This is a genomic window from Acidiphilium sp., assembly GCF_049977125.1.
Lineage (GTDB): Bacteria > Pseudomonadota > Alphaproteobacteria > Acetobacterales > Acetobacteraceae > Acidiphilium.
The window spans coordinates 1-22388 of record NZ_JBMFGY010000030.1; the positions used below are offsets into that span (position 1 = coordinate 1).

Here is a 22388-nt window from a genome sequence, read left to right on the forward strand (position 1 = left end):
CAAAAATCGCTGACCGGCGGCCAGTGCTTTCGCACGCCCAAATCGTTACGTTATCGCAACAACAATCACCAAACCATGCGCCCCCTCATCACCGGCCGATCTTACGCCGCGAGAATCCCCATCACCGCCCGTTTGAGCGCCACGAACCCAGGGTCCAGAACCATGTCCCAATGGCGTGGCCGCGCCAGCGGAATCGGCCGGTCGATCGCAATCCGCCCCGGCCGCGCCTGCATCACGATCAACCGGTCGCCCAGCATCAGCGCCTCGTCGATGTCATGGGTGATGAAAACAACCGTCGTGCCGATCCGCCCCCATAATTCGAGCAGAAAATCCTGCATCCGGTGCCGTGTTTGCGCATCGAGCGCCGCGAACGGCTCGTCCATCAGCAGAACCTTGGGGTTCATCACCAGCGCCCGCGCCAGCGCCGCCCGCTGTTGCATCCCGCCCGACAATTCATAGGGCCGATGCGCCTCGAACCCACCCAGCCCGACGATCCCGATCACCTCATCGATCCGCGGCCAGTCGATCGTCCCGCGCAACCGCTGCCCGAACGCGACATTCTCCCGCAGGCTCAACCACGGATACAGCCCCGGCTGCTGAAACACCACGACCCGATCCGGCCCCGGTTTCGTGATCGCCACCCCATCGATGCTCAGCCGGCCGGACGTCGGCATATCCAGCCCGGCGATCAGATTGAGCAACGTCGATTTACCGCAGCCCGAAGCACCGAGCACCGTCACGAACGTCCCGTCCGCAATCGTCAGGCTGATCTCGTCGAGCGCGCGGATCGCCCCGAAATCCCGCGCCACCCGATCGAGCGTGATCGCCATCAGCGTTCAGCGCGTCGCCGCCTCGGCATATTGTGGCAGCACCGCCGCCGCCGCATCGGCGGGCATCTTGTCGATCCGGCCGATCTTGAGCAGCACTTTCGCGGTATTCTCGATCGTCTTCGTCGTCGCCGATGTCCCGACCGTCTTCGCCGTGCCGAGCACCCGCGCCGTCGTCTGATCCTTGGCCGAAAAAATCTGGTACCCGGCGAGCTCGGTCTTCGCCACTTTGTCGCTGATTCCGGCCTGCCTGGCCATCAGCGCCAGCGCCTGCTGCGGATGCGTCCGGGTGAACACCACCCCCTCATTCAGCGCGCGGATGAAATCCACCACCAGCTTCGGATGCGCCTTGGCCCACTGGGTATCCGCGATGCAGACATTATACGACGAGGCGTCGGGCGGCAGATCGGCATCGGTCTTCAACACTGTCCCGCCCATCCCGCGCAACGCATCGAACACCGGGTCCCACACGATCGCGGCATCGATACTTTTGGTGGTCCAGGCGACCCGCATTTCCGGCGGCGACATGTTCAACTGACGCACCGCATCGAAGGGCACCCCGGCCTGTTGCAGGAATGTCGCGAGCTCGAACGACGATTGCGACCCTTCGACGATCGCGATCTTCTTCCCCTTCAGATCCGCGAGACTCATAATCCCGCTCCCCGGCCGCACCACGATCCCCGCCGCCGTCGTGTAGCGTTCCTGATTGTAAATAATGCCGAGCGGCACGCCCTGCGACACCGCGGCGACGAAGGGTGGCACCCCGAGCCCGCACATGAACTGCAACGAGTTCGACGCAAGCGCACTCATCGCCGCCGGTCCGGAGTCGAAAAATTTGAGCTGCACATCCGCCGGCATCGTCTTCTGGAACAAATGCCGCGCCTGGCTCACCATCCACGGATCGGCGCCGTTGTTCTCATACCCGATCACCACGCTCGGCTTCGCCCAAGCCGGGCCCGCGAAGGCAGTCGTCAGCAGCAGCACGGCAAGAGCGGTTTTGCGCATCATGATCTCCATTGGTCAGTTATGGCCGCGCCAGGGCACCGCCCGGCGTTCGAGCAGGCGAATGATCAGTTCCATCGCATAACCGAGCAGCCCGATCACGATGATCCCGACGATGACAATCGAAACCTGCAACGCCTGTCCGGCATATTGCACGAGCCAGCCGAGCCCCTGATCGGCCGCGATCAATTCGGCGGCGACCAGGCAGGTCCATGCGACACCGATGCCGACCCGCATGGCGGTGAAAATCTCCGGCAGCGCCGATGGCAGGATCACATGGCGAAAAATCTGCGCCTCGGTCGCCCCCAGCGTCCGCGCTACCGCGATTCGCAGCGGCGGCGTCGCCTTCACCCCCGAAATCGTGCCGATGATGATGACCGGAATGGTCCCGAACAAAATGAGCAGCACCTTCGGCAACTCACCAATGCCGAACCAGACCACCAGCAGCGGAATATAGGCCAGCGGCGGCACCGGCCGGGCGAATTGCAGAAACGGATCGATCAACCGAAAGATGACCGCATTGCGCGCCATCAACAGCCCGATCGGCACGCCGAGCCCGATCGCGGCGACAAACCCGACCGCAATGCGCGCCGAGCTGACCCAAATATCATCGAACAGGGAATTGCCGCCATAACCCTGCGCGAGCAGGCGGATGAACGCGCGCCAAACCGCGACCGGCGATGGCAGGGCGATCGGTGGAAACACATGCAACACACTGACGACCTGCCACATCACCAGCGCGCCGATCACCGCGATCAGGGTGGTGAAGCGCCCGACATGACGCCAGCCGAGGTAAGGCTCAGACGAGGGTTCATCAGGGGTGAGACCGGCCAGCGGTTCAGCCGAAAGGTCGAGCGCGGTGATCGGCGGGCCGATGTCGTCAGGAGGCGGCATTAAGCTTGCGTGATCATCGGATCGGCTTGTTTCCCTGCTTAAAAAATACGCGACGTGGCCGGTCGATCGATCCACAACGCGACCCCTGCCGCTTTATCGCGCAAGGCGTCACCTGACACAAGAAGATTGATCACGGCCCGCCGGTTGTTGTCGATGAATGAACCACAGCAACGATGCCGGTGATGCAAACCGGTTGTTAACTAATCTGTGCGACAAGATCCAGGGTCGCGTGATCGGTGAACGGTGCGGATAGCAGGAGTGAGCGTGGAATGACGGGTAGCAGTACCGACGAGGTCGAACCCCTGCTCGCGCAGGGCGAAATCGACATGATATTCGGTGCCAAGAGTGTCGGTGAGGCGGCTGAACCGGAACCGCCGGCACTCAACCGCCTGATCCACGGCAAGGCGGTCAGTTACGAACGTCTGCCGATGGCGGAAATCGTGTTCGAGCGTCTCGCCCGCATCATGGGCGGAAGTTTGCGCAACCTGTTTCAGGACAATGTCGATGTGCATCTGGCCGATCTCGCATCGCAGCGCCTGGCCGACAGTTTCCCGACCATCGGGTCGGCCTCCCTTCTGGCGGTGTTTCGCGCCCGGGAGTGGGACAATCTCGGCGTGATGGTGATCGATTACGACACGATCTACAATCTCACCGAGATTCTGCTCGGTGGCCGCGGCGTCGCGCCGGGACAGCCACGGGTGCTGCGACCGCTGACCTCGATCGAACGCAACCTGACCGAGCGATTGATCCGCCTGGTACTGCATGATCTGACCGTGAGCTTCGCGCCGATCTGCGCGGTTTCGTTCGAGTTGGAGCGCACCGAAACCGATCCGCGTTTTGCCGCCGTCGGGCGCAACGCCGGCGCCGCCCTGACCGCCCGGATCAGCCTGACCACCGCAAACCGTACCGGTGCGATCGGCATTATTCTGCCCTATGCCACGATCGAACCGGTGCGCGAATTGCTGTTGCAGCAATTCATGGGCGAAAAATTTGGCCGGGATTCGATCTGGGAAGCCCACCTGGCCGAGGAACTCTGGCACACCGATATCGAACTGGAAGCCCTGCTCGATCAACAGACCCTGAAACTGAGCGCCGTGATGAACCTCAGGGAGGGTGACATCATGCCGCTGGGAAGCCCGAAAGGATCACCGGTTGCGCTGCGATGCGGCGATGTGGTGCTGTTCTCGGCGCAGCTCGGCGTTCGCAACGGCCGGATCGCCGCCGAGATCGACCACAAGGTCGACCCGGCGACGCGCGATCAATGACAGCGACGCGGCTCGCACACCGCCGCGGCCGGGAAGCGCTGAATGGACCCGATCGAACGGACCGCTCGGGCTGCCGAAAGGCGGTTGCGGCGCCAGTGCGGCGTCATACGATCTCAATGCCCATCGTTGCTCCCGGAAAAATCCGGGGCCAGGCCTGAGGCCGCCAATTGCGACGCCAACGCCGCCTTCAGCCGGGTCAGACCGGCCTCGCTCGAGGCTTCCGCCCGCGCGACCAGAACGGCCTGGGTGTTCGAGGCGCGCAACAACCACCAGCCATCCTCGGTGTTGACCCTGACACCATCGGTGTCGGAGACGGTGGCACCATCCGCGCGCAAGCGGTCGGCCACTTCCTCGACCACCGCGAATTTGCGGGACTCCGCGCAATCGAAGCGTAATTCCGGCGTATTGAGCACTTGTGGCAAGCTCTTGCGGAACGTCGACATGCTCTCACCGCTATGGATCATCGCATTCATCACCCTGATCGCGGCGTAGAGCGCATCGTCGAACCCGTACCATTTGTCGGCGAAAAAAATATGGCCGGACATTTCACCGGCGAGCGGCGCGCCGGTTTCCGCCATTTTCGACTTGATCAACGAATGTCCGGTCTTCCACATCAACGGTATGCCACCGGCCTCGGCAATTTCGTCGAACAGCACCTGGCTGGCCTTGACGTCGGCGATGATCGTCGCTCCCGGATGGGCTTCCAGCACGTCGCGCGCAAGCAGGATCAGAAACTGATCGCCGAACAGGATCTCGCCGGTATCATCGACGATGCCGATCCGGTCGGCGTCGCCGTCGAAGGCGATGCCGAGATCGGCCCCCTGTTTGCGCACGGCGGCGATCAGTTGCTCCAGATTCTTCGGCACCGTCGGGTCCGGGTGATGGGCGGGGAACCGGCCATCGATCGCCGCGTTCAGCACGGTATGCTTGCCGGGCAACGCCTTGACCAGTCGGAGCAGGATGTCACCGGCGGCGCCATTGCCGGAATCCCACACAACGCTCAGCGCGCGGTCGCCGCCGCCCCAATCCTGGAGCAGGCGCTTGATATAGGCGGCGCTGACATCGAGCGGAGTGACCGTTCCCGTCGCCGGCGCCACCACGTCTCCCGCCGCGGCGAGCCGGCCGAGCTCGAGGATCTGGCCGCCGAAAAATGGCTTGCGCCCCTGCATCATCTTGAAGCCGTTGTAATTCGCCGGGTTATGGCTGCCGGTCACCATCACCGCGCCATCCGTCGCCTCCACGGTTGCGGCGAAATAGAGCATCGGCGTCGGTCCGCAGCCGATGTCGATCACATCGATGCCGCTCGCCATCAACCCATCGATCAGCACCGAGGAGAGTGCCGGCGAGGACAGTCTGCCGTCCCGCCCGACCGCGACGCGCGTGCCGCCCTGGCGCGCGATGATCGAGCCGAAGGTCCGCCCGATCGCGAATGCGTCCGCCTCATGCAGGCTTTCGCCGACGATGCCGCGAATGTCGTATTCCCGCAGCGTGCTGGCAGGGAAAAGATGTGAAAAACCGGTCGTGTCATGCATCGGTATACGCCTTCAGAAACTGCCGGATCGCCGGGCTGAGATCGGGGCGGGCGAGGCCGAATGCAATCTGGGCCTCGAGATACCCGATCTTGTCGCCGCAATCGAACCGGCGGCCCTCGAATTTCAAACCGAAGAACGGCGCGTGGCCGATCATTTTGGCCATGGCGTCGGTCAGCTGCACCTCATTGCCGGCGCCGCGCTCCATCCGCGCCAGCAGCGCGATCACCTCCGGCAGCAGGACATAGCGCCCGATGATCGACAGGTTGGAGGGGGCGAGTTCACGGCGGGGTTTTTCGACCAGGCCGAGCACCTCGACCAGATTGCCGTGGGTTTCGCCGGTTTTCAGCACACCGTAGCGATGCACCTGCTCCATCGGCACCTCTTCCACGGCGACCACGTTGCCCCCGGTCTCCCGGTAGGCATCGGCCAGCTGGCTGAGGCAGGGCTTATCACTCAGCACCAGATCGTCGGGCAGGATGATCGCGAACGGGTCGTCACCGATGAAGGCGCGGGCGCACCAGATGGCATGGCCCAGGCCGAGCGGCACCTGCTGGCGGACCGTGACGATCGAGCCCGGTTCCATCGCCTCGGAGCGCAGCATGCCCAAGGCCTCGGTTCTGCCGCGCTCGGACAACGTCGCTTCGAGTTCGAAGGCGATGTCGAAATGATCGATCAGGGCGGTCTTGCCGCGGCCGGTGACCATGCAGAATTGTTCGATTCCGGCGGCGCGCGCCTCATCGATCGCGTATTGGATCAGCGGCTTGTCGACCACGGGAAGCATTTCCTTCGGGATCGCCTTGGTCGCGGGCAGAAATCGGGTGCCAAGGCCCGCGACCGGCAGCACCGCTTTGCGTAAAGGTTTGATCGACAATGAAGTTCCCCCGAAACTTAAAATACCCGGCCTGGAATGGACGTAATTCTGTCCTTATGGCACCTAACCCCTGCTCAGTGCCACGGCGTGCGACGCCGGACAAGAACGCGTGACAAGGAAACCACCCCGCATGGACGAGATAGTCAGAACCGGCACCAGTTTCGAGGTCGAGCACGTCTTCGAAACCGAAGCTTCACAGGCATTCGCCCGCCTGGTCGGCGACACCAACCCGATCCATCACGATGAGCCCACCGCCGCCGCCTCGCGCTTCGGCGGGTTGATCGTCAGCGGCACCGAAACCACGGCGCGCATGATGGGCCTGACCGCGGCCTATTTCTCGAAACTGGGCCCAACCCTCGGCCTCGAGTTCAGCTTCCGGTTTCGCCGCGGCGTGCCGATGGGGGCGCGCACGATCATCCGCTGGGTCGTCACCGACATCGCATACAAGGAGGGACTCGGTCGTATCGCGACCAGCGTCGGCACCCTGACCCTCGCCGATTCCGGTATTGTCGCGGTCGAGGCCACCAGCAAGGGCGTGTTGCTCGATCAGCCCTGACCGATCGGCGGAGCGCCGGCAGGGAGCGGGCGGCGCAGCCATGCCGTCATCAGGGCGTTGACGGCTTCGGGCGCCTCCTGTTGCACCCAATGCGACACATCCGGCAGATTATACTGGGTGAAATCATCGACCAGCGCCGCCGTACCCTCGGTCAATTCCTTGCCCAGCGCCGAGTCGCGCTCGCCCCAAAGCATCAGGGTCGGCACCTTCAGGCGCTTGGCGGGGGCGAGGCGGCGGAACGGGTTGCGGAAATTGGCGCGATACCAGTTGATCATCGCGGTCAGCGCACCGGGGATCAGGGCGTTGGCGCGGTAGACCGCCAGCACATCATCGGGGAAACGCGATTTATCGACCGCCATGCCGCGGAAGGCGCGGGCGATCCAGGCGGCATCGTCGGCGGCGAGGATGCGCTCGGGCAGCCAGGGCAGCTGGAACCAGAAGATGTACCATGAACGGCGCAATTGCCGCGTCGTGCGCAGGCCGCGCGCGAAAAGATCCGGGTGGGGCAGGTTCATCACGATGAAACGGTCGATCGGGCGGATGGCGTTGAGCACGAAGAACCAGCCGAGCGCACCACCCCAATCGTGGCCGATCAGGACAATTTCGCCGTCGATGCCCGCAGCGCGGGCGGCATCGATCAGGCCGGCGACGTCGCGGAGCAATTCGGAGATCCGGTAGGCGGCGATGCCGGCCGGGCGCGAACTGGCCCCGTAGCCGCGCAGATCGGGCGCCCAGGCGGTGTAGCCGAGCGCGGCCAGCATCGGGAGTTGATATCGCCAGGAGAATTTGCACTCGGGGAAGCCGTGCAGGCACACAGCGAGGTTGCGCCCGGTGCCGCATGTATCGACCGAAAACACCAGATCATTCGCCGCGACACGGATCGTCTCGATCGCGGCGGGCACGGGATCAGACTTTTTCGACCTGCGCGTATTCGAGTTCGACCGGGGTGGAGCGGCCGAAGATCGAGACCGAGACCTTCACCCGGCCGCGTTCCTCGTCGACATCCTCGATCGTGCCGTTGAAGCTGGTGAACGGGCCGTCGGCCACGCGGACCTGTTCGCCGATTTCGAACACCACGGCGGGGCGGCGGGTTTCGGCACCTTCCTGGACCTGGCGCATCATGCGCTCGGCCTCGGCATCCGAGATCGGGGTCGGGCGGATTTTGGTGCCGAGGAAGCCGGTCACTTTCGGAATGTCGCGCACCAGATGCCAGGCATCGTCGCTCATTTCCATTTTGATCAGGACGTAGCCGGGGAAGAATTTGCGTTCGGCGTTGACCTTCTGGGCGCGGCGGATTTCCACCACCTCCTCGGTCGGGACCAGCACCTGCTCGATGTCGTCGGACAGGCCCTTCTGGGCGGCGGTTTCGGTGATCTGGGTTGCGATCTTCTTCTCGAACCCGGAATAGACATGCAGAACATACCAGCGTTTCGCCACGATGCTTAACCCCCCACGCCGAACAATGTGCGCATACCCAGACCGATCACCTGATCGACCACCAGAAAGAACACGATGGTGAGTGCCACCATCGCGAGCACCACGCCGGTGGTGACGAGGGTTTCACGCCGCCCCGGCCATGTGGTCTTGGAGGCTTCGATGCGCACGTCGCGCAAGAACTTCGCCGGGTTGAACGCCAATGCCGTCATGCTCCAGATTGCCTAAAAATATCGTGCTGCGTGCCGGTCCAGAAAGACCGGTTGGCAGGGGTGGAGGGTCTCGAACCCACAGCCTCCGGTTTTGGAGACCGGCGCTCTAGCCAATTGAGCTACACCCCTGCAGTGACAGGTCGCTTGCGGACAGCACGCGTCCGCTGGCTTGCACAACGTGCGGGCTCCGATGTCAAGGGCTGCCCCCTGAATGAAGGCCGGACGCTGGAGCGGGTGACGGGAATCGAACCCGCACAACCAGCTTGGAAGGCTGGGACTCTACCGTTGAGCTACACCCGCGACAGGACCCGTATAAAGCGGCGGCTGGTCGGCTTCAATGGGCGAGGTTGCGATGCGGGGATCATGCTGCCGGTTGGTGCCCGGAATTCGATTGAGTTCCCTGCGGAAGAGCCGGGATCGCGCGAGGATGCCGAAGATGGGGCTTTGATTCTGTGGCGCTGGGCGATGTGAAATCACGCCTCTGCTGATCGGGCGGGCGTGGCTCAGGGGATTTGCCGGTCAGCAGATTTCTGGCGGATACTATGGGGTCTCAACGGCAATCTCGTGCAGACCCTGTGCCAGCCTGACCAGGTTGCGGTCGAAACTGACGAAGCCGGTGCAGCCCTCGGTGGTCGAGAGATGCAACGCATCGGCGAATTCGAGGCCATGACGCGTCCAGCGCAAGGCTTTCGCGGCCAGTTTCGGGTCTTGCAGGCGCACGGTCGGGAGGCCGGCAAAGCGCGTCAGCGCCTCGATGACGCTGTCCGGGGCATAGGCATAGACACCGCGCAGGACCCATTCCGCTTCGAGCAGGACCGTGGTTGCGACGAAGACCGGTCCGTTTTCGATGAGCTTGCGCGCTTTCGGCGATTGGATCGGATGGTCGGCGGTCAGGTAGCGGATGAGGATACTTGGTATCAATTGCTCTCATCAGACATCCCGGCGGCGCGGGCGTGACGGCGCCGCGCTTCGGCGGCGATGCCCGCGCGCATGTCGTTCAGGGTTTTCGGCGCGGCCGGCTTGGGCAGCATGCCATAAACCTCCGCAGGCACGGTGGCGGCGAAATGCGGTGCCGCCTTCAGCAGGACGCCATCGGGTGTGATTTCGACGGTCAGACGCGTGCCGGGCGACCAGTGCTGATGATCGCGCACCGGTTTGGGCAGGATCACCTGGCCCTTGGTCGAGACGGTGGTGATCGGGGCTTCGGCACTTGTCATTTCAAGGTTTCCGATGGGTGGGTAAGATGAGTGGGTTTCCGGGGCGGGGCAAGGCCGATCTGGTTTTGGCCGGATCTGAGCGGCGATCTTAACAACGGACCGGGTTAGCGCTATTCGTTATAGTTGTTTGACCATATCGCTTGATCATCGGCCATCACCTTGAAAGGACCTCCCATGACTCCATCCCGCCTGATCGCTCTGGCCGGCGCGATTGTCGCCACGAGCTGCGGACTGGCACCGGTTGCCTCGGCCGGCGCGACGACTCAGTTCAGCCTGTCGGGCCTCATCGCGACACCGGGCGTTTATACCCGAACGACGCTGAACGCCCTGCCGGGGACCACGAAAACGGCGACCTACCGGGCTGCAAGCGGTCCAGTGACCGATACCTATACCGGTCCGACTCTCTGGACCCTCCTGAGCGCGGCCGGTGGCGTCATCACCGATCCGGCGATCAAGAACGATGCGCTGCGCGATTATGTCATCGTCAAGGGCAGCGACGGCTACAGCGCCGCGGTGTCGCTCGGCGAGATCGATCCGAAATTCGGCAATCAGACCGATCTGATCGCCGATGCCGATACCGCGGGCCAGCTTGGCACGAACGGTGACGACGGGTTCGCGCGGCTGGTGGTGCCGGGCGATGCCGCCGGTGGGCGGTATGTTTCGAATATCGCCAGTATCCAGGTTCAGTCCGCCCCGACCATTCCGGTATCGGGTGCTGGCGGCGTGTCGTCATCGCTGACCGTGACCGGCGCGATCCGCACCCCGGCGGCGTTTTCCCTCGCAAATCTGCAAGCCATGGCCGCCACGACGGAAACCGCGACCTATCTGGCAGGCAAAACCCCGGTGACCGACACTTACACCGGCGTATCGCTCTGGACCTTGATCAATGGTCTCGGTTTGGTAACTCAGAGTACGCCGAAAAATGATATCCTGAACGACATCGTGGTCGCCACCGGCAGCGATGGCTACGCGGCGGTGTTTTCGATGGGCGAGATCGACCCCGCATTCGGCAACCAGCCTGATCTGGTCGCCTATGCCGATACCGCCGGCCAGCTTGGCAGCGGTGGCGCCGACGGGTTCGCCCGGCTGGTGGTGCCGGGCGATGCCGCCGGCGGGCGCTATGTCTCCAACCTCGTCAACCTCGATGTGATCGATACCAGCACACTCGCAACCAACGTGCCGGAGCCGGCGAGCCTGATTCTCCTGCTCGGGCCGGTGCTGGGCCTGGCCGTGATCCGGCGTGTTCGCCCGCCGCTGTTTAGAGCGATATGCGATTAAGTTGACGCGACAGCGGCAACATAATCGCATGAAATAGCTCGAAAAAACATAGAGCTGGAGCGTTAAGCTGAAAGCATGACGCTCCAGGACGACACAGAGCCGGAACTGACGCCCGGCTTGCAACCCGACCATGACAGCATCATCTCCCGATCAACCAGAAACCGATGAGGATCATCATGTCGCACGAACTGCAATTCTATATCGATGGCGCCTGGGTCGATCCGGTGACGCCGCATCGCTTCCCGGTGATCGATCCGGCGACCGAGGAGGCCTATGCCGAGATCTCGCTCGGCTCCAAGGCGGATGTCGATAAGGCGGTAGCCGCCGCACGGCGAGCGTTCGAGCGTTTCAGCCGGACCAGCCGGCAGGAGCGGATCGATCTGCTCAAGCGGATTCTAGATGCCTACAAGGCGCGCTACAACGATGTCGCCGACGCGATCTCGCGCGAAATGGGTGCTCCAAAGGCCCTGGCGATGCAGGCGCAGGCGGCGATCGGGGTCGGGCATATCAGCCAGATGATCAAGGTGCTCGAAGGCTTCGCGTTCGAGACGATGCAGGGGACCACGCTGATCGCCAAGGAGCCGATCGGGGTGGTCGGGATGATCACGCCGTGGAACTGGCCGATCAACCAGATCACCTGCAAAGTGTGTCCCGCGATCGCGGCGGGCTGCACCATGGTGCTGAAACCCTCGGAAATCGCGCCGATGGATGCGATCATTTTTGCCGAGATCATGGATGCGGCGGGCGTGCCGAAGGGCGTGTTCAATCTGGTCAACGGCGATGGGCCAGGAGTGGGTCAGGCGCTGTCGAGCCACCCCGATGTCGATATGATCTCGTTCACCGGTTCGGCGCGGGCGGGGATTCTGATCGCGAAGGCGGCGGCGGAGACGATCAAGCGGGTGCATCAGGAACTCGGCGGCAAATCGGCCAATATCCTGCTCGACGATGTCGATCTGGAGCGGGCGGTGACCAAGGGCGTGGTGGATTGCTTCCAGAACTCCGGTCAGTCATGCAATGCGCCGACCCGGATGCTGGTGCCGGAAAAACTGAAGGATCAGGCGATCGCCTATGCCAAGGCCGCCGCCGCGACGCAGAAGGTCGGCGCGCCGGATGCCGAGGGCACGGTGCTCGGGCCGGTGGTCAGCCAGGTGCAGTACGACAAGATCCAGGGGCTGATCCAGTCCGGCATCGAGGAGGGGGCGACTCTGGTGGCCGGTGGTCTCGGACGGCCGGATGGGTTGAACCGCGGCTATTACGTGCGCCCGACGGTGTTTGCCGATGTCACGCCCGCCATGCGGATCGCGCGCGAGGAGATTTTCGGGCCGGTGCTGGCAATCATGACCTACAAGGATGACGAGGACGCGATCGCTGAGGCGAATGCGACGGTCTATGGACTGGCCTCCTACGTGCAATCGGGTGATCGCAAACGCGCGCAGGCGGTGGCGGCGCGGATGCGCAGCGGCAATGTGTATATCAACTATCCGCCTGGCGATCTGAACGCGCCGTTCGGCGGCTACAAGCAATCCGGCAACGGCCGCGAATGGGGCCAGTGGGGGTTGGAGGAGTTTCTTGAAATCAAGGGCATCGTCGGCTACGCGGCGGCCTGAGCGCATGGTGCCGCCGGGCGACAGGCGGCACCGATCGGGTTATAAACGGTGAATGACCAGCACGCACGAGGTCTTCAACCAGGCGGGCGAGCCACCGCCCTATGACGCGTTCGGGGGCGATGCGGCGCTGAGCGCGGCGGTGGCCGCCTTCGGCGCCGGATGGGCGGCGCCGCAACTGCATGTCTGTGGGGCGCGCATCGGCACCCCGCATCTGCGCGATCTCGCGCGCGACGCCAACCGCTATGGGCCGGAGCTGCGCAGTTTCGACCGGTTCGGCTACCGGATCGACGAGATCGCCTATCACCCTGCGTGGCATGAGTTGATGGGATCGGTCAGGGCCGATGGCTACCACGCCCTGGCCTGGACCGCGGCGCGGCCGGGCGCGCAGGTGGCGCGGGCGGCGGTCGCCTATCTCTGGGGTCAGGGTGAGCCCGGCGTATGCTGCCCGCAGGCGATGACCTATGCCTCGATCGCGGCATTGCGCCACGCGCCGGCGAGTCTGGCGCGGTTTCGCGATGGCATCCTGGCGGCGGGGTATGATCCGCGGCCACTGCCGCCCGATCAGAAATCAGCCCTCACCGTCGGCATGGCAATGACCGAAAAACAGGGGGGTTCGGATTTGCGCCAGACCCAGACCACCGCCCGCCGTCGGGGCGCGCATTGGGCGCTGACCGGGCATAAATGGTTTTTCTCGGTGCCCGCGAGCGATCTGTTTCTCACCCTCGCGCGCACCGATGCGGGCGTGAGCTGCTTTCTCGCCCAGGGTTGGCGTGACGATGGATCCCGCAACGGGATCAGGATCCAGCGGCTGAAGGACAAATGCGGCAATCGGTCGAACGCGTCCTCCGAGGTCGAATTCGATGATCTGGACGCCGTGATGATCGGCGAGGCGGGGCGCGGCATCGCGACGATCATCGAGATGGCGCATCTGACCCGGCTGGAATGCGCCCTCGGTGCCGCCGCGCTGATGCGGCATGCGACGTCGCTGGCGGTATTCCATGCCACGCGGCGGCGGGCGTTTCAGCGGGCGCTGATCGATCAACCCGTGATGCGGGCGGTGCTGGCGGATATGGCGTTCGATGCCGAGGCGGCGATGTGGCTGGCGATGCGGGCGGCGGCGGCGGTGGACGCCGCACCGACCGACGAGGGCGAGGCCGCGCTGGCGCGGGTGATTGTGCCGGTCGCGAAATACTGGAACTGCAAACGCGCCCCCGCTTTGGTCGCCGAAGCGCTGGAATGCCATGGCGGCAACGGTTTCGTCGAGGACAATCCGATCGCGCGGCTCTATCGCGAGGCGCCGCTGAACGGGGTGTGGGAGGGGGCGGGTAATGTCATCTGCCTCGATGTGCTGCGCGCGCTGGCGCGGACGCCGGCGGCAGGCGCCGCCCTGATGGCGATGCTGGCGCCGGCGCGCGGGATCGATGCAAGGCTGGATCGGCTGATTTCGGCGATCGACACCGCGCTGGAGTCGCCGCATTTCGCTGAGGCGCAGGCGCGATGGCTGGTCGAGCAGATGGCGCTCGCGCTGAGCGCCGCCCTGCTGATCACCCACGCACCGGCGGTCGCGGAGGGGTTCATTCGCGCGCGGATCGCCGCGCCTGCCCTTGCGTACGGCGCGCTGCCGCCCGATGTGCCGCTCGATGATGTCCTGCGCCGCGCTGCGATCGTGCCGACCGACTGAGGAGTGATCGATGACCAATGCCGAGATTGCCACCTACGGCACCACCTCCGCCGGGGCGATGGTGCGCCGGATCGTGCTGCGCAATGCGCACGGCCTCAGCGTGGGCGTGCTCGACTACGGCGGGGTGATCACCGATGTGATGGTGCCGGACCGCGCCGGGGTGGCGGGCAACGTTGTGCTCGGCTGCGCCACGATCGCCGATTATCAGACGAAAAGCTCGTATTTCGGCGCCCTGCTCGGACGCTACGCCAACCGGATCGCCGGCGCGGCCTTCACGCTCGATGGCCATGTGTTTCATCTGCCGGCGAATAATGGGGCGAACACGCTGCATGGCGGTCCGAAAATCGGGCCGACGCCCAATTTTGCCCATCGCGTGTGGACGATCGTCGACGCCACGGCATCGGCGGTAACGCTGCGGTTGGTCAGTGCCGACGGCGACAACGGGTTTCCCGGGACCCTGACGGTCGAGGTCACCTATCGTCTGGGCGATGACCAGGCGTTCCGCATCGATTACACGGCACGGGTCGAAGGGCGGCCGACCGTGCTCAACGTGTCCAACCACACCTATTTCAATCTGGCGGGGTCGGGCAGCGCGCTGGATCATGAGGTGATCATTCCGGCGGCGTCGTTTCTGCCGACCGATGCGGCCCAGATCCCGACCGGAATTTTGCAGCCGGTCGCTGGCACGCCGATGGATTTCCGCACGGCGCATACCCCGCGCGCACGGATCGGCGCCGATTTCGAACAGCTGAAACTCGCCGGCGGCTACGATCATTGCTTCGTGCTCGAGCACGAAGCAGGCGCGCTGGGCGTGGCCGCGCGGCTGACCGACCCGGTGTCCGGCCGGACGCTGACGATCGAAACCACGCAACCCGCCGTGCAGTTCTACACCGGCAACAAACTCGACGGCACGATACAAGGCGCGAACGGCGCCCTGATCCAGGCCGGTGACGGCATGGCGTTCGAAACCCAGCATTTCCCGGATGCCCCGAACCGGCCGCATTTTCCCTCCACCCGGCTCGACCCCGGCCAGGACTTCCGATCAACGACGATCTGGCGGTTTGGCCTTGCGCCCTGACGCAGGATCGCTTGAGGCTAACCCGTCGGCGTCAGCCGAAGATAATAAAATCGGCGTCAGCCGGGGGCGATAAAATCGCCTGTCCCACCGGCGCGGGTGTGCGGCAGGAACATGGCGGGAACAAATAGTTAATAAATCCTTACCAGACGCGTTGCTGTTCTGTTCTCTTCATGCAAAACTCATACTCGACGAGTCGCACGGCAGCGACTACAGTGAATTCGCGTTTAAGTTGCGCCCCACACGCATGAGGAGTTGACCGATGGAAAAAAACAAGGCTCTCGACGCTGCCCTGGTGCAGATCGAGCGTGCGTTCGGCAAAGGCTCGATCATGCGAATGGGCGCGCGGCCGGGCAATGAGGGGGTCGACGTCGTGCCCTCGGGTTCGCTCGGACTGGATCTGGCGCTGGGCATCGGCGGGTTTCCCCGCGGCCGCGTGATCGAGATCTATGGCCCGGAATCCTCCGGCAAGACCACCCTCGCGCTCCATGCGATCGCCGAGGCGCAGAAACGCGGCGGCACCTGCGCCTTCATCGACGCGGAACACGCGCTCGACCCGATCTATGCCCGCAAACTTGGTGTCGATGTCGATAATCTGCTGATCTCGCAACCCGACACCGGCGAACAGGGGCTGGAGATCGCGGACACGCTGGTCCGCTCCGGCGCGATCGACGTGTTGGTGATCGACAGTGTCGCCGCCCTCGTCCCCCGCGCCGAACTCGAGGGTGAAATGGGCGACAGTCACGTCGGTCTGCACGCCCGCCTGATGAGCCAGGCGTTGCGCAAACTGACCGGTTCGATCTCGCGCTCGAAGACCATGATGATCTTCCTCAACCAGATCCGCCTGAAGATCGGCGTCATGTTCGGCAATCCGGAGACCACCACCGGTGGCAACGCCTTGAAATTCTATGCCTCGATCCGGCTGGAAATTCGCCGGATCGGCGCGATCAAGGATCGTGAGGAGGTCACCGGCAACCAGACCCGGGTCAAAGTGGTGAAAAACAAACTCGCCCCGCCGTTCCGCCAGGTGGAATTCGACATCATGTATGGCGAAGGCATCTCCAAAGTCGGCGAGTTGATCGACCTCGGCGTGAAGGCCGGAATCGTCGAGAAATCCGGCGCCTGGTTCAGCTATGATAGCGTCCGCGTCGGTCAGGGTCGCGAGAACGCCAAGCAATTTCTGCGCGATCACCCCGACATGGCGGCCGCGATCGAAAAGCGCATCCGGGATCAGGCGGCGGTGGTCGAGAAATCGATGATGGTGGCCCCTTCCGATACCGAAGTGGCCGAGGCGGCGGAATAGCGCCGCCCCCGGCGCTGGGTGATGGGCGCCGGGTGATGGGCGCTGGATGCTGGGCTGAGGTCATGATCGCATCTCGCACCGAAAGATGACAGCGATGCCATGAAGCGGTATGCCGGAGGGACACGCTGTTTTTTCAGGGATTGACCGCCGCTCCATGACCTCCAGCAACGACATCCGCGCCACGTTCCTCGATTATTTTGCCCGCAACCACCATGAGGTGGTGCCAAGCGCGCCTCTGGTGCCGCGCAACGACCCGACCCTGATGTTCGTCAATTCCGGCATGGTCCCGTTCAAGAACCTGTTCACCGGACAGGAGAAGCGCGGCTATGTGCGCGCGACCTCGGCCCAGAAATGTGTGCGCGCGGGCGGCAAGCACAACGATCTCGACAATGTCGGCTACACCGCGCGGCATCATACGTTCTTCGAGATGCTGGGCAATTTCTCGTTCGGCGACTATTTCAAGGACCAGGCGATCACTCATGCCTGGACGTTGCTGACCCGCGATTTCGGACTGCCGAAGGATCGCCTTCTGGTCACCGTGTATCACAATGATGACGAGGCCGCCTCACTCTGGCGGACCATCGCCGGTCTGCCGGATGAGCGGATCATTCGTATCAAGACCGACGATAATTTCTGGCGGATGGCCGATGTCGGGCCGTGCGGCCCCTCGTCGGAGATTTTCTACGATCACGGCGACCACATCGCCGGCGGACCACCGGGCAGCCCCGATGAAAATGGCGACCGCTTCATCGAAATCTGGAACCTCGTGTTCATGCAGTATTTCGAGGATGCCGACAAAACCCTCACCCCGCTGCCCCGCCCCTCGATCGATACCGGCATGGGCCTCGAACGCTTCGCCGCCATCATGCAGGGCAAGCACGACAATTACGACACCGATACGCTGCGCGCCCTGATCATCGCCTCCGCCGAAGCCTCCAACACCGAGCCCGACGGGCCTCACAAAACCAGCCATCGCGTCATCGCCGATCATCTCCGCGCCACCGCCTTCATCATTGCCGATGGCGTGCTGCCGTCCAACGAAGGTCGCGGCTATGTGCTGCGCCGGATCATGCGCCGCGCCATGCGCCACGCGCACCGCCTCGGCATGCGCGAACCGTTCATCCATCGCCTGGTTCCCGCCCTGATCCGCCAGATGGGCGTCGCCTACCCCGAGCTGCCCCGCGCCGAGGCCCTGATCGTTGAAATCCTCAAACTCGAGGAGGCCCGATTTGCCGTCATGCTTGAACGCGGCCTCTCGCTGCTCGACGACGAGGTCGCCCGCCTCGGCGGCGGCACGCCGCTTGCCGGTTCGGTCGCCTTCAAACTCTACGACACATTCGGCTTCCCGCTCGACCTCACCGAGGATGCGTTGCGCGAACAGGGGCGCAGCCTCGATCGCGCCGGGTTCGATGCCGCGATGGCCGAGCAACGCGCCCGCGCCCGCGCCGCCTGGGCCGGCAGCGGCGATGCCGCGACCGAAACCATCTGGTTCGACCTCAAGGAACGCCTCGGCGCCACGGAATTCCTTGGCTATTCCATGGAGGATTCCGACGCGACGGTCACCGGCCTCGTGGTCGAGGGTCGGCCGGTGCACCGCGCGACCGCCGGCCAGAACGTTGCCATCATTCTCAACCAGACGCCGTTCTATGCCGAATCCGGCGGTCAGGTCGGCGACACCGGCACCCTCACCGCCGATGGCCTGCTCATCCGCATCACCGACACCCAGAAAAAAACCGGCGATCTCTTCGTGCATCACGGCGTCATCGACTCCGGCACGCTGACCGTTGGCCAGACCATCCACGCCACGGTCGATCACGCCCGCCGCGGCGCCATCCGCGCGCATCACTCGGCGACCCATCTCCTGCACGAGGCCCTGCGCCAGGAACTCGGCCCGCATGTGACCCAGAAAGGCAGCCTCAACGCGCCGGACCGGCTGCGCTTCGACATCGCGCAACCCCGCCCGGTCACGCAAGCCGAACTCCGCGACGTCGAACGCGCGGTCAACGCCCGCATCCGCGAGAACACCAAGGTCGAGACCCGCGTGATGACGCCCGAGGAAGCGGTCAAGCGCGGCGCCATGGCGCTGTTTGGCGAAAAATACGGCGATGAGGTCAGGGTCGTCGCGATGGGCCGCGGCGATGACCGCAAATCCGCCTATTCGATCGAGCTTTGCGGTGGCACCCATGTCAGCCGCACCGGCGATATCGGCGCCTTCCGCATCCTCGCCGAATCAGGGGTCGCCGCCGGCATCCGCCGCATCGAGGCCGTCACCGGCAGCGCCGCGATCGCCGCGATCGAAGCCGAGGCCGATCTTCTGGCCGAATCGGCCGCCGCGCTCAAGGCGCCGCCGTCCGAAGTCCCCGCCCGGATCACGGCACTGCTCGACGAGCGCAAACGCCTCGAACGCCAGATCAGCGAATTGCAGCGCAAACTCGCCACCGGCGCCACCGAAGCCGCCATCGAAGACATCGCCGGCATCAGGCTCGCCGCCCGCAACCTCGGCGACGTTGCGCCGCGCGAGCTGAAATCCCTGGCCGATTCCATCCTGAAAACCATGGGGCCCGGCGTCGTCGCCCTGGTCTCCACCGCTGACGGCAAGGCCAGTATCGTGGTCGGGGTGTCAGATGATCTGAGCAAGACCCATAATGCCGTCACCCTGGTGCGCGCCGCCGCCGAAGCGGTCGGCGGCAAAGGCGGTGGCGGCCGCCCGGACATGGCACAGGCCGGCGGTCCCGACGCGGCCCAGGCCGACGCGGCGCTCGATGCCGTTCGCGCGGCGCTGGCCGCCTGACACGCGGGGTCAGGATCGGCGTTATCCGATCGTCATCAGGCTCGCATTGCCCCCGGCGGCGGCGGTATTGACACTCACCGACCGCTCCGCGCTCAGGAACTCAAGCGGATAGTCGCCGCCGATCTCGGTGCCAGCGACAAAAACCGGCACGATCGGCCCCTCGCGCTGCGCCAGATCCCGCAGCAGCGCGCTCAGGGTCTGGGAATCGCCGTCGAACAGCACGGCATCGAACGCCTCGGCGAGCGGCTGCGCTGGATCGGCCGGGCGGATCATGGCGGCGATCGTCAGCGGCGGCTCGATGGGTTCCGGGCAGACCACAAGCGCGCGGTTGCCGCTCGCCGCGCAGGCCGCGATCTGCCGCCCGGCCGCCGCCGCGTTCGCCGCGTGGCACAACACGGTGCCGCGCGGTTGCAACCGATAGATGTTCTGCTCGCCGACCGGCCCGGTTAGCTCAAGCGATCCGGTCATCGGTTCAAACGCCGGACGCATGGCCAGCAACCGCCGCAGATACAGCGGCCCGCCCGCCTTCGGCCCGGTCCCCGACAGGCCACGGCCCCCGAACGGCTGCACGCCGACCACCGCGCCGATCATGTTGCGGTTGACATAGATATTCCCCGCGACGATCCGCTCCGACACCAGCGCGATGGTCTCGTCGATCCGGCTGTGAACGCCGAAGGTCAGGCCGTAGCCGAGCGCATTCACCGCATCGATCATCCGGTCCCGGTCACGCGCGGCGAAGCGCACCACATGCAGCACCGGCCCGAATACCTCGCCGGCAAGGACGGCGGGATCGGGAATTTCGATCATCGTCGGTGCGACGAACCATCCCGCATCGGCATCGCCCGGCAATGGTGCCGCGACCGGGTCAAACCCGCGCTTCGCCATCGCCGCGATATGGGATGTGATGGTGGCGCGCGCGGCCTGGCTGATCACCGGCCCGATGTCGCTCGCGAGATGATCGGGATTGCCGACCGCGAGTTCCGCCATCGCCCCCTTCAGCATCGCGATCAACGCATCGGCGATGTCATCCTGGACCAGAAGTATCCGCAGCGCCGAACAGCGTTGCCCGGCGGAATCGAAGGCCGACGCAACGATATCGCCGACCGCCTGCTCCAGCAGTGCCGAGGAATCCACCAGCATCGCGTTCTGCCCGCCGGTTTCCGCGATCAGTGGCACCGGCCTGCCGGCGGGATCGAGCCGTTGCGCCAATGTCGCCTGGATCGAGCGCGCCACCGGGGTCGATCCGGTGAACATCACCCCACGCCCCCGCGCATCCGCCACCAGCGCCGCCCCGACGCGACCATCGCCCGGCACCAGCGCCACCGCCCCGGCCGGCACCCCGGCCTCGCGCAGCACGCGCACCGCCTCAGCCGCGATCAGCGGCGTTTCCTCAGCCGGTTTCGCCAGCACGGCGTTGCCCGCCGCCAGCGCCGCGGCGACCTGCCCGGTGAAAATCGCCAGCGGAAAATTCCACGGGCTGATCGCCACCACGATTCCGAGGGGCCGATGCGTCGCGTTATCGAACGTCGCGGTGATTTCCGCCGCGTAGTAGCGCAGAAAATCCACCGCCTCCCGCACCTCGCCGATCGCGGTCTGGATGGTTTTTCCGGCTTCGCGCACGATCAGCCCGATCAGTCCCGGCATCCGCTGTTCGAGCAGATCGGCCGCGCGCATCAGGCATTGCGCGCGTTCGGACGGCGGCGTCGCCTGCCAGATCGGCGCGGCCTCGCCCGCCGCAACCCATGCGGCCTCGATGGCGGCGTCGCTCGACTCCACCACCATCCCGACCTCATCGGCGAGATCGGCCGGATTGACGATCGGCATCGCCGGGTCCTCGGGTTGCGCCGCGTCCGGCTCGGCCCGCCACGATACCGCGAGCCCCGCCAGCAGCGCCGATGACAGCGATGCCAGGCGCTGCTCGTTCGACAGATCCAACCCCGCCGCATTGCGCCGTCCGGCGCCAAAGATCGCGCCTGGCGCAGCGATTTTGTCGTGCGGCGCCCCGAGCGGCACGATCCGCCGCGCCTCGGCCACCGGATCGGCCAGCAATTGTTCGACCGGCACCTTGTGGTCGGCCAACTTGTTGACGAAGGACGTGTTGGCGCCATTTTCGAGCAGTCGCCGCACCAGGTAGGCGAGCAGCGTCTGATGCGTGCCCACCGGCGCATAGATCCGGCACGGCACATTGAGTTTCTGCGGCCCTACCACCTCGTCGTACAACGCCTCGCCCATGCCGTGCAGGCATTGGAACTCGTAGCGCCCGATCTCGAACGGCGATCCGGCCAGGGCAAGGATACTCGCCAGCGTCAGCGCATTATGGGTCGCGAATTGCGGAAAAATCTCACCCGGCGCCCCCAGCATCCTGCGCGCGCAGGCGAGATAGGCGACATCGGTATGGATTTTGCGCGTATAAACCGGAAAATCCTCCAGACCCTCGAGCTGCGCGCGTTTGATTTCCGAATCCCAATACGCGCCCTTGACCAGCCGCACCATCAGCCGATGCCCGCTCCGCCGGCCCAGATCGATCAGATGGTCGATCACGAGCGGCGCCCGTTTCTGATACGCCTGCACCACGAACCCGATGCCGTGCCACCCGGCCAGACCCGGCTCGAAGCAAAGCCCCTCGAGCAGATCGAGCGACAGATCCAGCCGGTCGGCCTCCTCGGCATCGATATTCATCCCGATGTCATACCGCCGCGCCAGCTGCGCCAAGGCGGTCAGCCGCGGCGCCAGCTCCGCCATCACCCGCCCGCGCTGTGCCCGGCTGTAGCGCGGATGCAGCGCTGACAGCTTGACCGAGATGCCCGGCCTTTCATACAGACCCTGCCCGCGCGCCGCCGCGC

General features: G+C 64.8%; 20 protein-coding genes and 2 tRNA genes. 9 read left to right on the forward strand and 13 right to left on the reverse strand.

The features are described from left to right. Window positions 1-101 precede the first annotated feature (101 nt). Genes ACP5E6_RS07015 through ACP5E6_RS07025 form a run of 3 tightly spaced genes read right to left on the reverse strand, consistent with a single transcriptional unit; the run spans window position 102 to window position 2723 of the window. Entirely contained in the window at window positions 102-830 is a 729-nt protein-coding gene (locus tag ACP5E6_RS07015; RefSeq protein WP_427953212.1) for an ABC transporter ATP-binding protein, read from the reverse strand. A gap of 6 nt (window positions 831-836) precedes the next feature. Next, a complete protein-coding gene (locus tag ACP5E6_RS07020) occupies window positions 837-1832 on the reverse strand; it encodes an ABC transporter substrate-binding protein (RefSeq protein WP_427953214.1) in 996 nt (331 codons plus the stop codon). A 15-nt stretch (window positions 1833-1847) separates the two neighbouring features. Beyond that, on the reverse strand, window positions 1848-2723 hold the full coding sequence (locus ACP5E6_RS07025) for an ABC transporter permease (RefSeq protein WP_427953216.1): 876 nt from the start codon (window positions 2721-2723) through the stop codon (window positions 1848-1850). A gap of 269 nt (window positions 2724-2992) precedes the next feature. On the opposite strand from ACP5E6_RS07025, the gene ACP5E6_RS07030 reads away from it, so the two are divergent. Continuing rightward, window positions 2993-3988: a FliM/FliN family flagellar motor switch protein gene (locus ACP5E6_RS07030; protein ID WP_427953218.1), complete on the forward strand. Its 996-nt coding sequence runs from the start codon at window positions 2993-2995 to the stop codon at window positions 3986-3988. 113 nt (window positions 3989-4101) lie between these two features. On the opposite strand, the gene pgmG is transcribed toward ACP5E6_RS07030, so the two are convergent. Next, window positions 4102-5520: a phosphoglucomutase/phosphomannomutase PgmG gene (gene pgmG / locus ACP5E6_RS07035; RefSeq protein WP_427953220.1), complete on the reverse strand. Its 1419-nt coding sequence runs from the start codon at window positions 5518-5520 to the stop codon at window positions 4102-4104. Beyond that, complete coding sequence (gene galU, locus ACP5E6_RS07040) at window positions 5513-6391, reverse strand: UTP--glucose-1-phosphate uridylyltransferase GalU (protein WP_427953222.1); 879 nt, start codon at window positions 6389-6391, stop codon at window positions 5513-5515. The genes pgmG and galU overlap by 8 nt, the downstream gene beginning before the upstream one ends. 130 nt (window positions 6392-6521) lie before the next feature. Here galU and ACP5E6_RS07045 point away from each other — a divergent pair, with 130 nt between their 5' ends. After that, entirely contained in the window at window positions 6522-6947 is a 426-nt protein-coding gene (locus ACP5E6_RS07045; RefSeq protein WP_427953224.1) for a MaoC family dehydratase, read from the forward strand. Here ACP5E6_RS07045 and ACP5E6_RS07050 read toward each other — a convergent pair. The 5 genes from ACP5E6_RS07050 to ACP5E6_RS07070 all read right to left on the reverse strand — a co-directional run bounded on the left by ACP5E6_RS07050 (window position 6938) and on the right by ACP5E6_RS07070 (window position 8893). Continuing rightward, the gene (locus tag ACP5E6_RS07050) at window positions 6938-7849 is read right to left on the reverse strand and encodes an alpha/beta fold hydrolase (protein WP_427953226.1); all 912 of its coding nucleotides are present in this window, start codon (window positions 7847-7849) and stop codon (window positions 6938-6940) included. The genes ACP5E6_RS07045 and ACP5E6_RS07050 overlap by 10 nt on opposite strands. A 4-nt stretch (window positions 7850-7853) precedes the next feature. Then, window positions 7854-8384, reverse strand: coding sequence for a transcription termination/antitermination protein NusG (nusG, locus tag ACP5E6_RS07055; RefSeq protein ID WP_427953228.1), 531 nt, complete (start codon window positions 8382-8384; stop codon window positions 7854-7856). A 5-nt stretch (window positions 8385-8389) separates the two neighbouring features. Next, complete coding sequence (gene secE, locus ACP5E6_RS07060; protein ID WP_405055231.1) at window positions 8390-8593, reverse strand: preprotein translocase subunit SecE; 204 nt, start codon at window positions 8591-8593, stop codon at window positions 8390-8392. 52 nt (window positions 8594-8645) lie between these two features. Further along, a tRNA-Trp gene (locus tag ACP5E6_RS07065) sits at window positions 8646-8722 on the reverse strand. Between the two features lie 97 nt (window positions 8723-8819). Beyond that, window positions 8820-8893: transfer RNA gene (locus ACP5E6_RS07070), tRNA-Gly, on the reverse strand. Between ACP5E6_RS07070 and ACP5E6_RS07075 the strand changes: the two genes are divergently transcribed. After that, entirely contained in the window at window positions 8879-9064 is a 186-nt protein-coding gene (locus tag ACP5E6_RS07075; protein WP_427953231.1) for a hypothetical protein, read from the forward strand. The genes ACP5E6_RS07070 and ACP5E6_RS07075 overlap by 15 nt on opposite strands. A 69-nt stretch (window positions 9065-9133) precedes the next feature. Here ACP5E6_RS07075 and ACP5E6_RS07080 read toward each other — a convergent pair whose 3' ends face one another. Together ACP5E6_RS07080 and ACP5E6_RS07085 are read right to left on the reverse strand one after the other, a co-directional pair. Beyond that, window positions 9134-9514: a type II toxin-antitoxin system VapC family toxin gene (locus tag ACP5E6_RS07080; RefSeq protein ID WP_427953233.1), complete on the reverse strand. Its 381-nt coding sequence runs from the start codon at window positions 9512-9514 to the stop codon at window positions 9134-9136. Next, a complete protein-coding gene (locus ACP5E6_RS07085) occupies window positions 9511-9810 on the reverse strand; it encodes an AbrB/MazE/SpoVT family DNA-binding domain-containing protein (RefSeq protein ID WP_427953235.1) in 300 nt (99 codons plus the stop codon). The genes ACP5E6_RS07080 and ACP5E6_RS07085 overlap by 4 nt, the downstream gene beginning before the upstream one ends. 174 nt (window positions 9811-9984) lie before the next feature. Here ACP5E6_RS07085 and ACP5E6_RS07090 point away from each other — a divergent pair, with 174 nt between their 5' ends. From ACP5E6_RS07090 to alaS, 6 genes are all read left to right on the forward strand, one after another. Next, window positions 9985-11088 (forward strand): hypothetical protein, encoded by a 1104-nt coding sequence (locus ACP5E6_RS07090; RefSeq protein WP_427953237.1) that lies wholly within the window; start codon window positions 9985-9987, stop codon window positions 11086-11088. A gap of 176 nt (window positions 11089-11264) precedes the next feature. After that, a complete protein-coding gene (locus ACP5E6_RS07095) occupies window positions 11265-12695 on the forward strand; it encodes an aldehyde dehydrogenase family protein (RefSeq protein ID WP_427953239.1) in 1431 nt (476 codons plus the stop codon). Window positions 12696-12747: 52 nt separating this feature from the next. Continuing rightward, window positions 12748-14376, forward strand: coding sequence for an acyl-CoA dehydrogenase family protein (locus ACP5E6_RS07100; protein WP_427953241.1), 1629 nt, complete (start codon window positions 12748-12750; stop codon window positions 14374-14376). Window positions 14377-14386: 10 nt separating this feature from the next. Beyond that, entirely contained in the window at window positions 14387-15454 is a 1068-nt protein-coding gene (locus ACP5E6_RS07105; RefSeq protein ID WP_427953243.1) for an aldose epimerase family protein, read from the forward strand. Between the two features lie 259 nt (window positions 15455-15713). Continuing rightward, window positions 15714-16754, forward strand: coding sequence for a recombinase RecA (gene recA, locus ACP5E6_RS07110; RefSeq protein WP_427953245.1), 1041 nt, complete (start codon window positions 15714-15716; stop codon window positions 16752-16754). A gap of 154 nt (window positions 16755-16908) precedes the next feature. After that, the gene (gene alaS / locus ACP5E6_RS07115) at window positions 16909-19545 is read left to right on the forward strand and encodes an alanine--tRNA ligase (RefSeq protein ID WP_427953247.1); all 2637 of its coding nucleotides are present in this window, start codon (window positions 16909-16911) and stop codon (window positions 19543-19545) included. A gap of 21 nt (window positions 19546-19566) precedes the next feature. On the opposite strand, the gene putA is transcribed toward alaS, so the two are convergent. Beyond that, window positions 19567-22388 (reverse strand): bifunctional proline dehydrogenase/L-glutamate gamma-semialdehyde dehydrogenase PutA (gene putA, locus ACP5E6_RS07120; RefSeq protein WP_427953249.1); only part of this gene is annotated, 2822 nt, incomplete at its 5' end.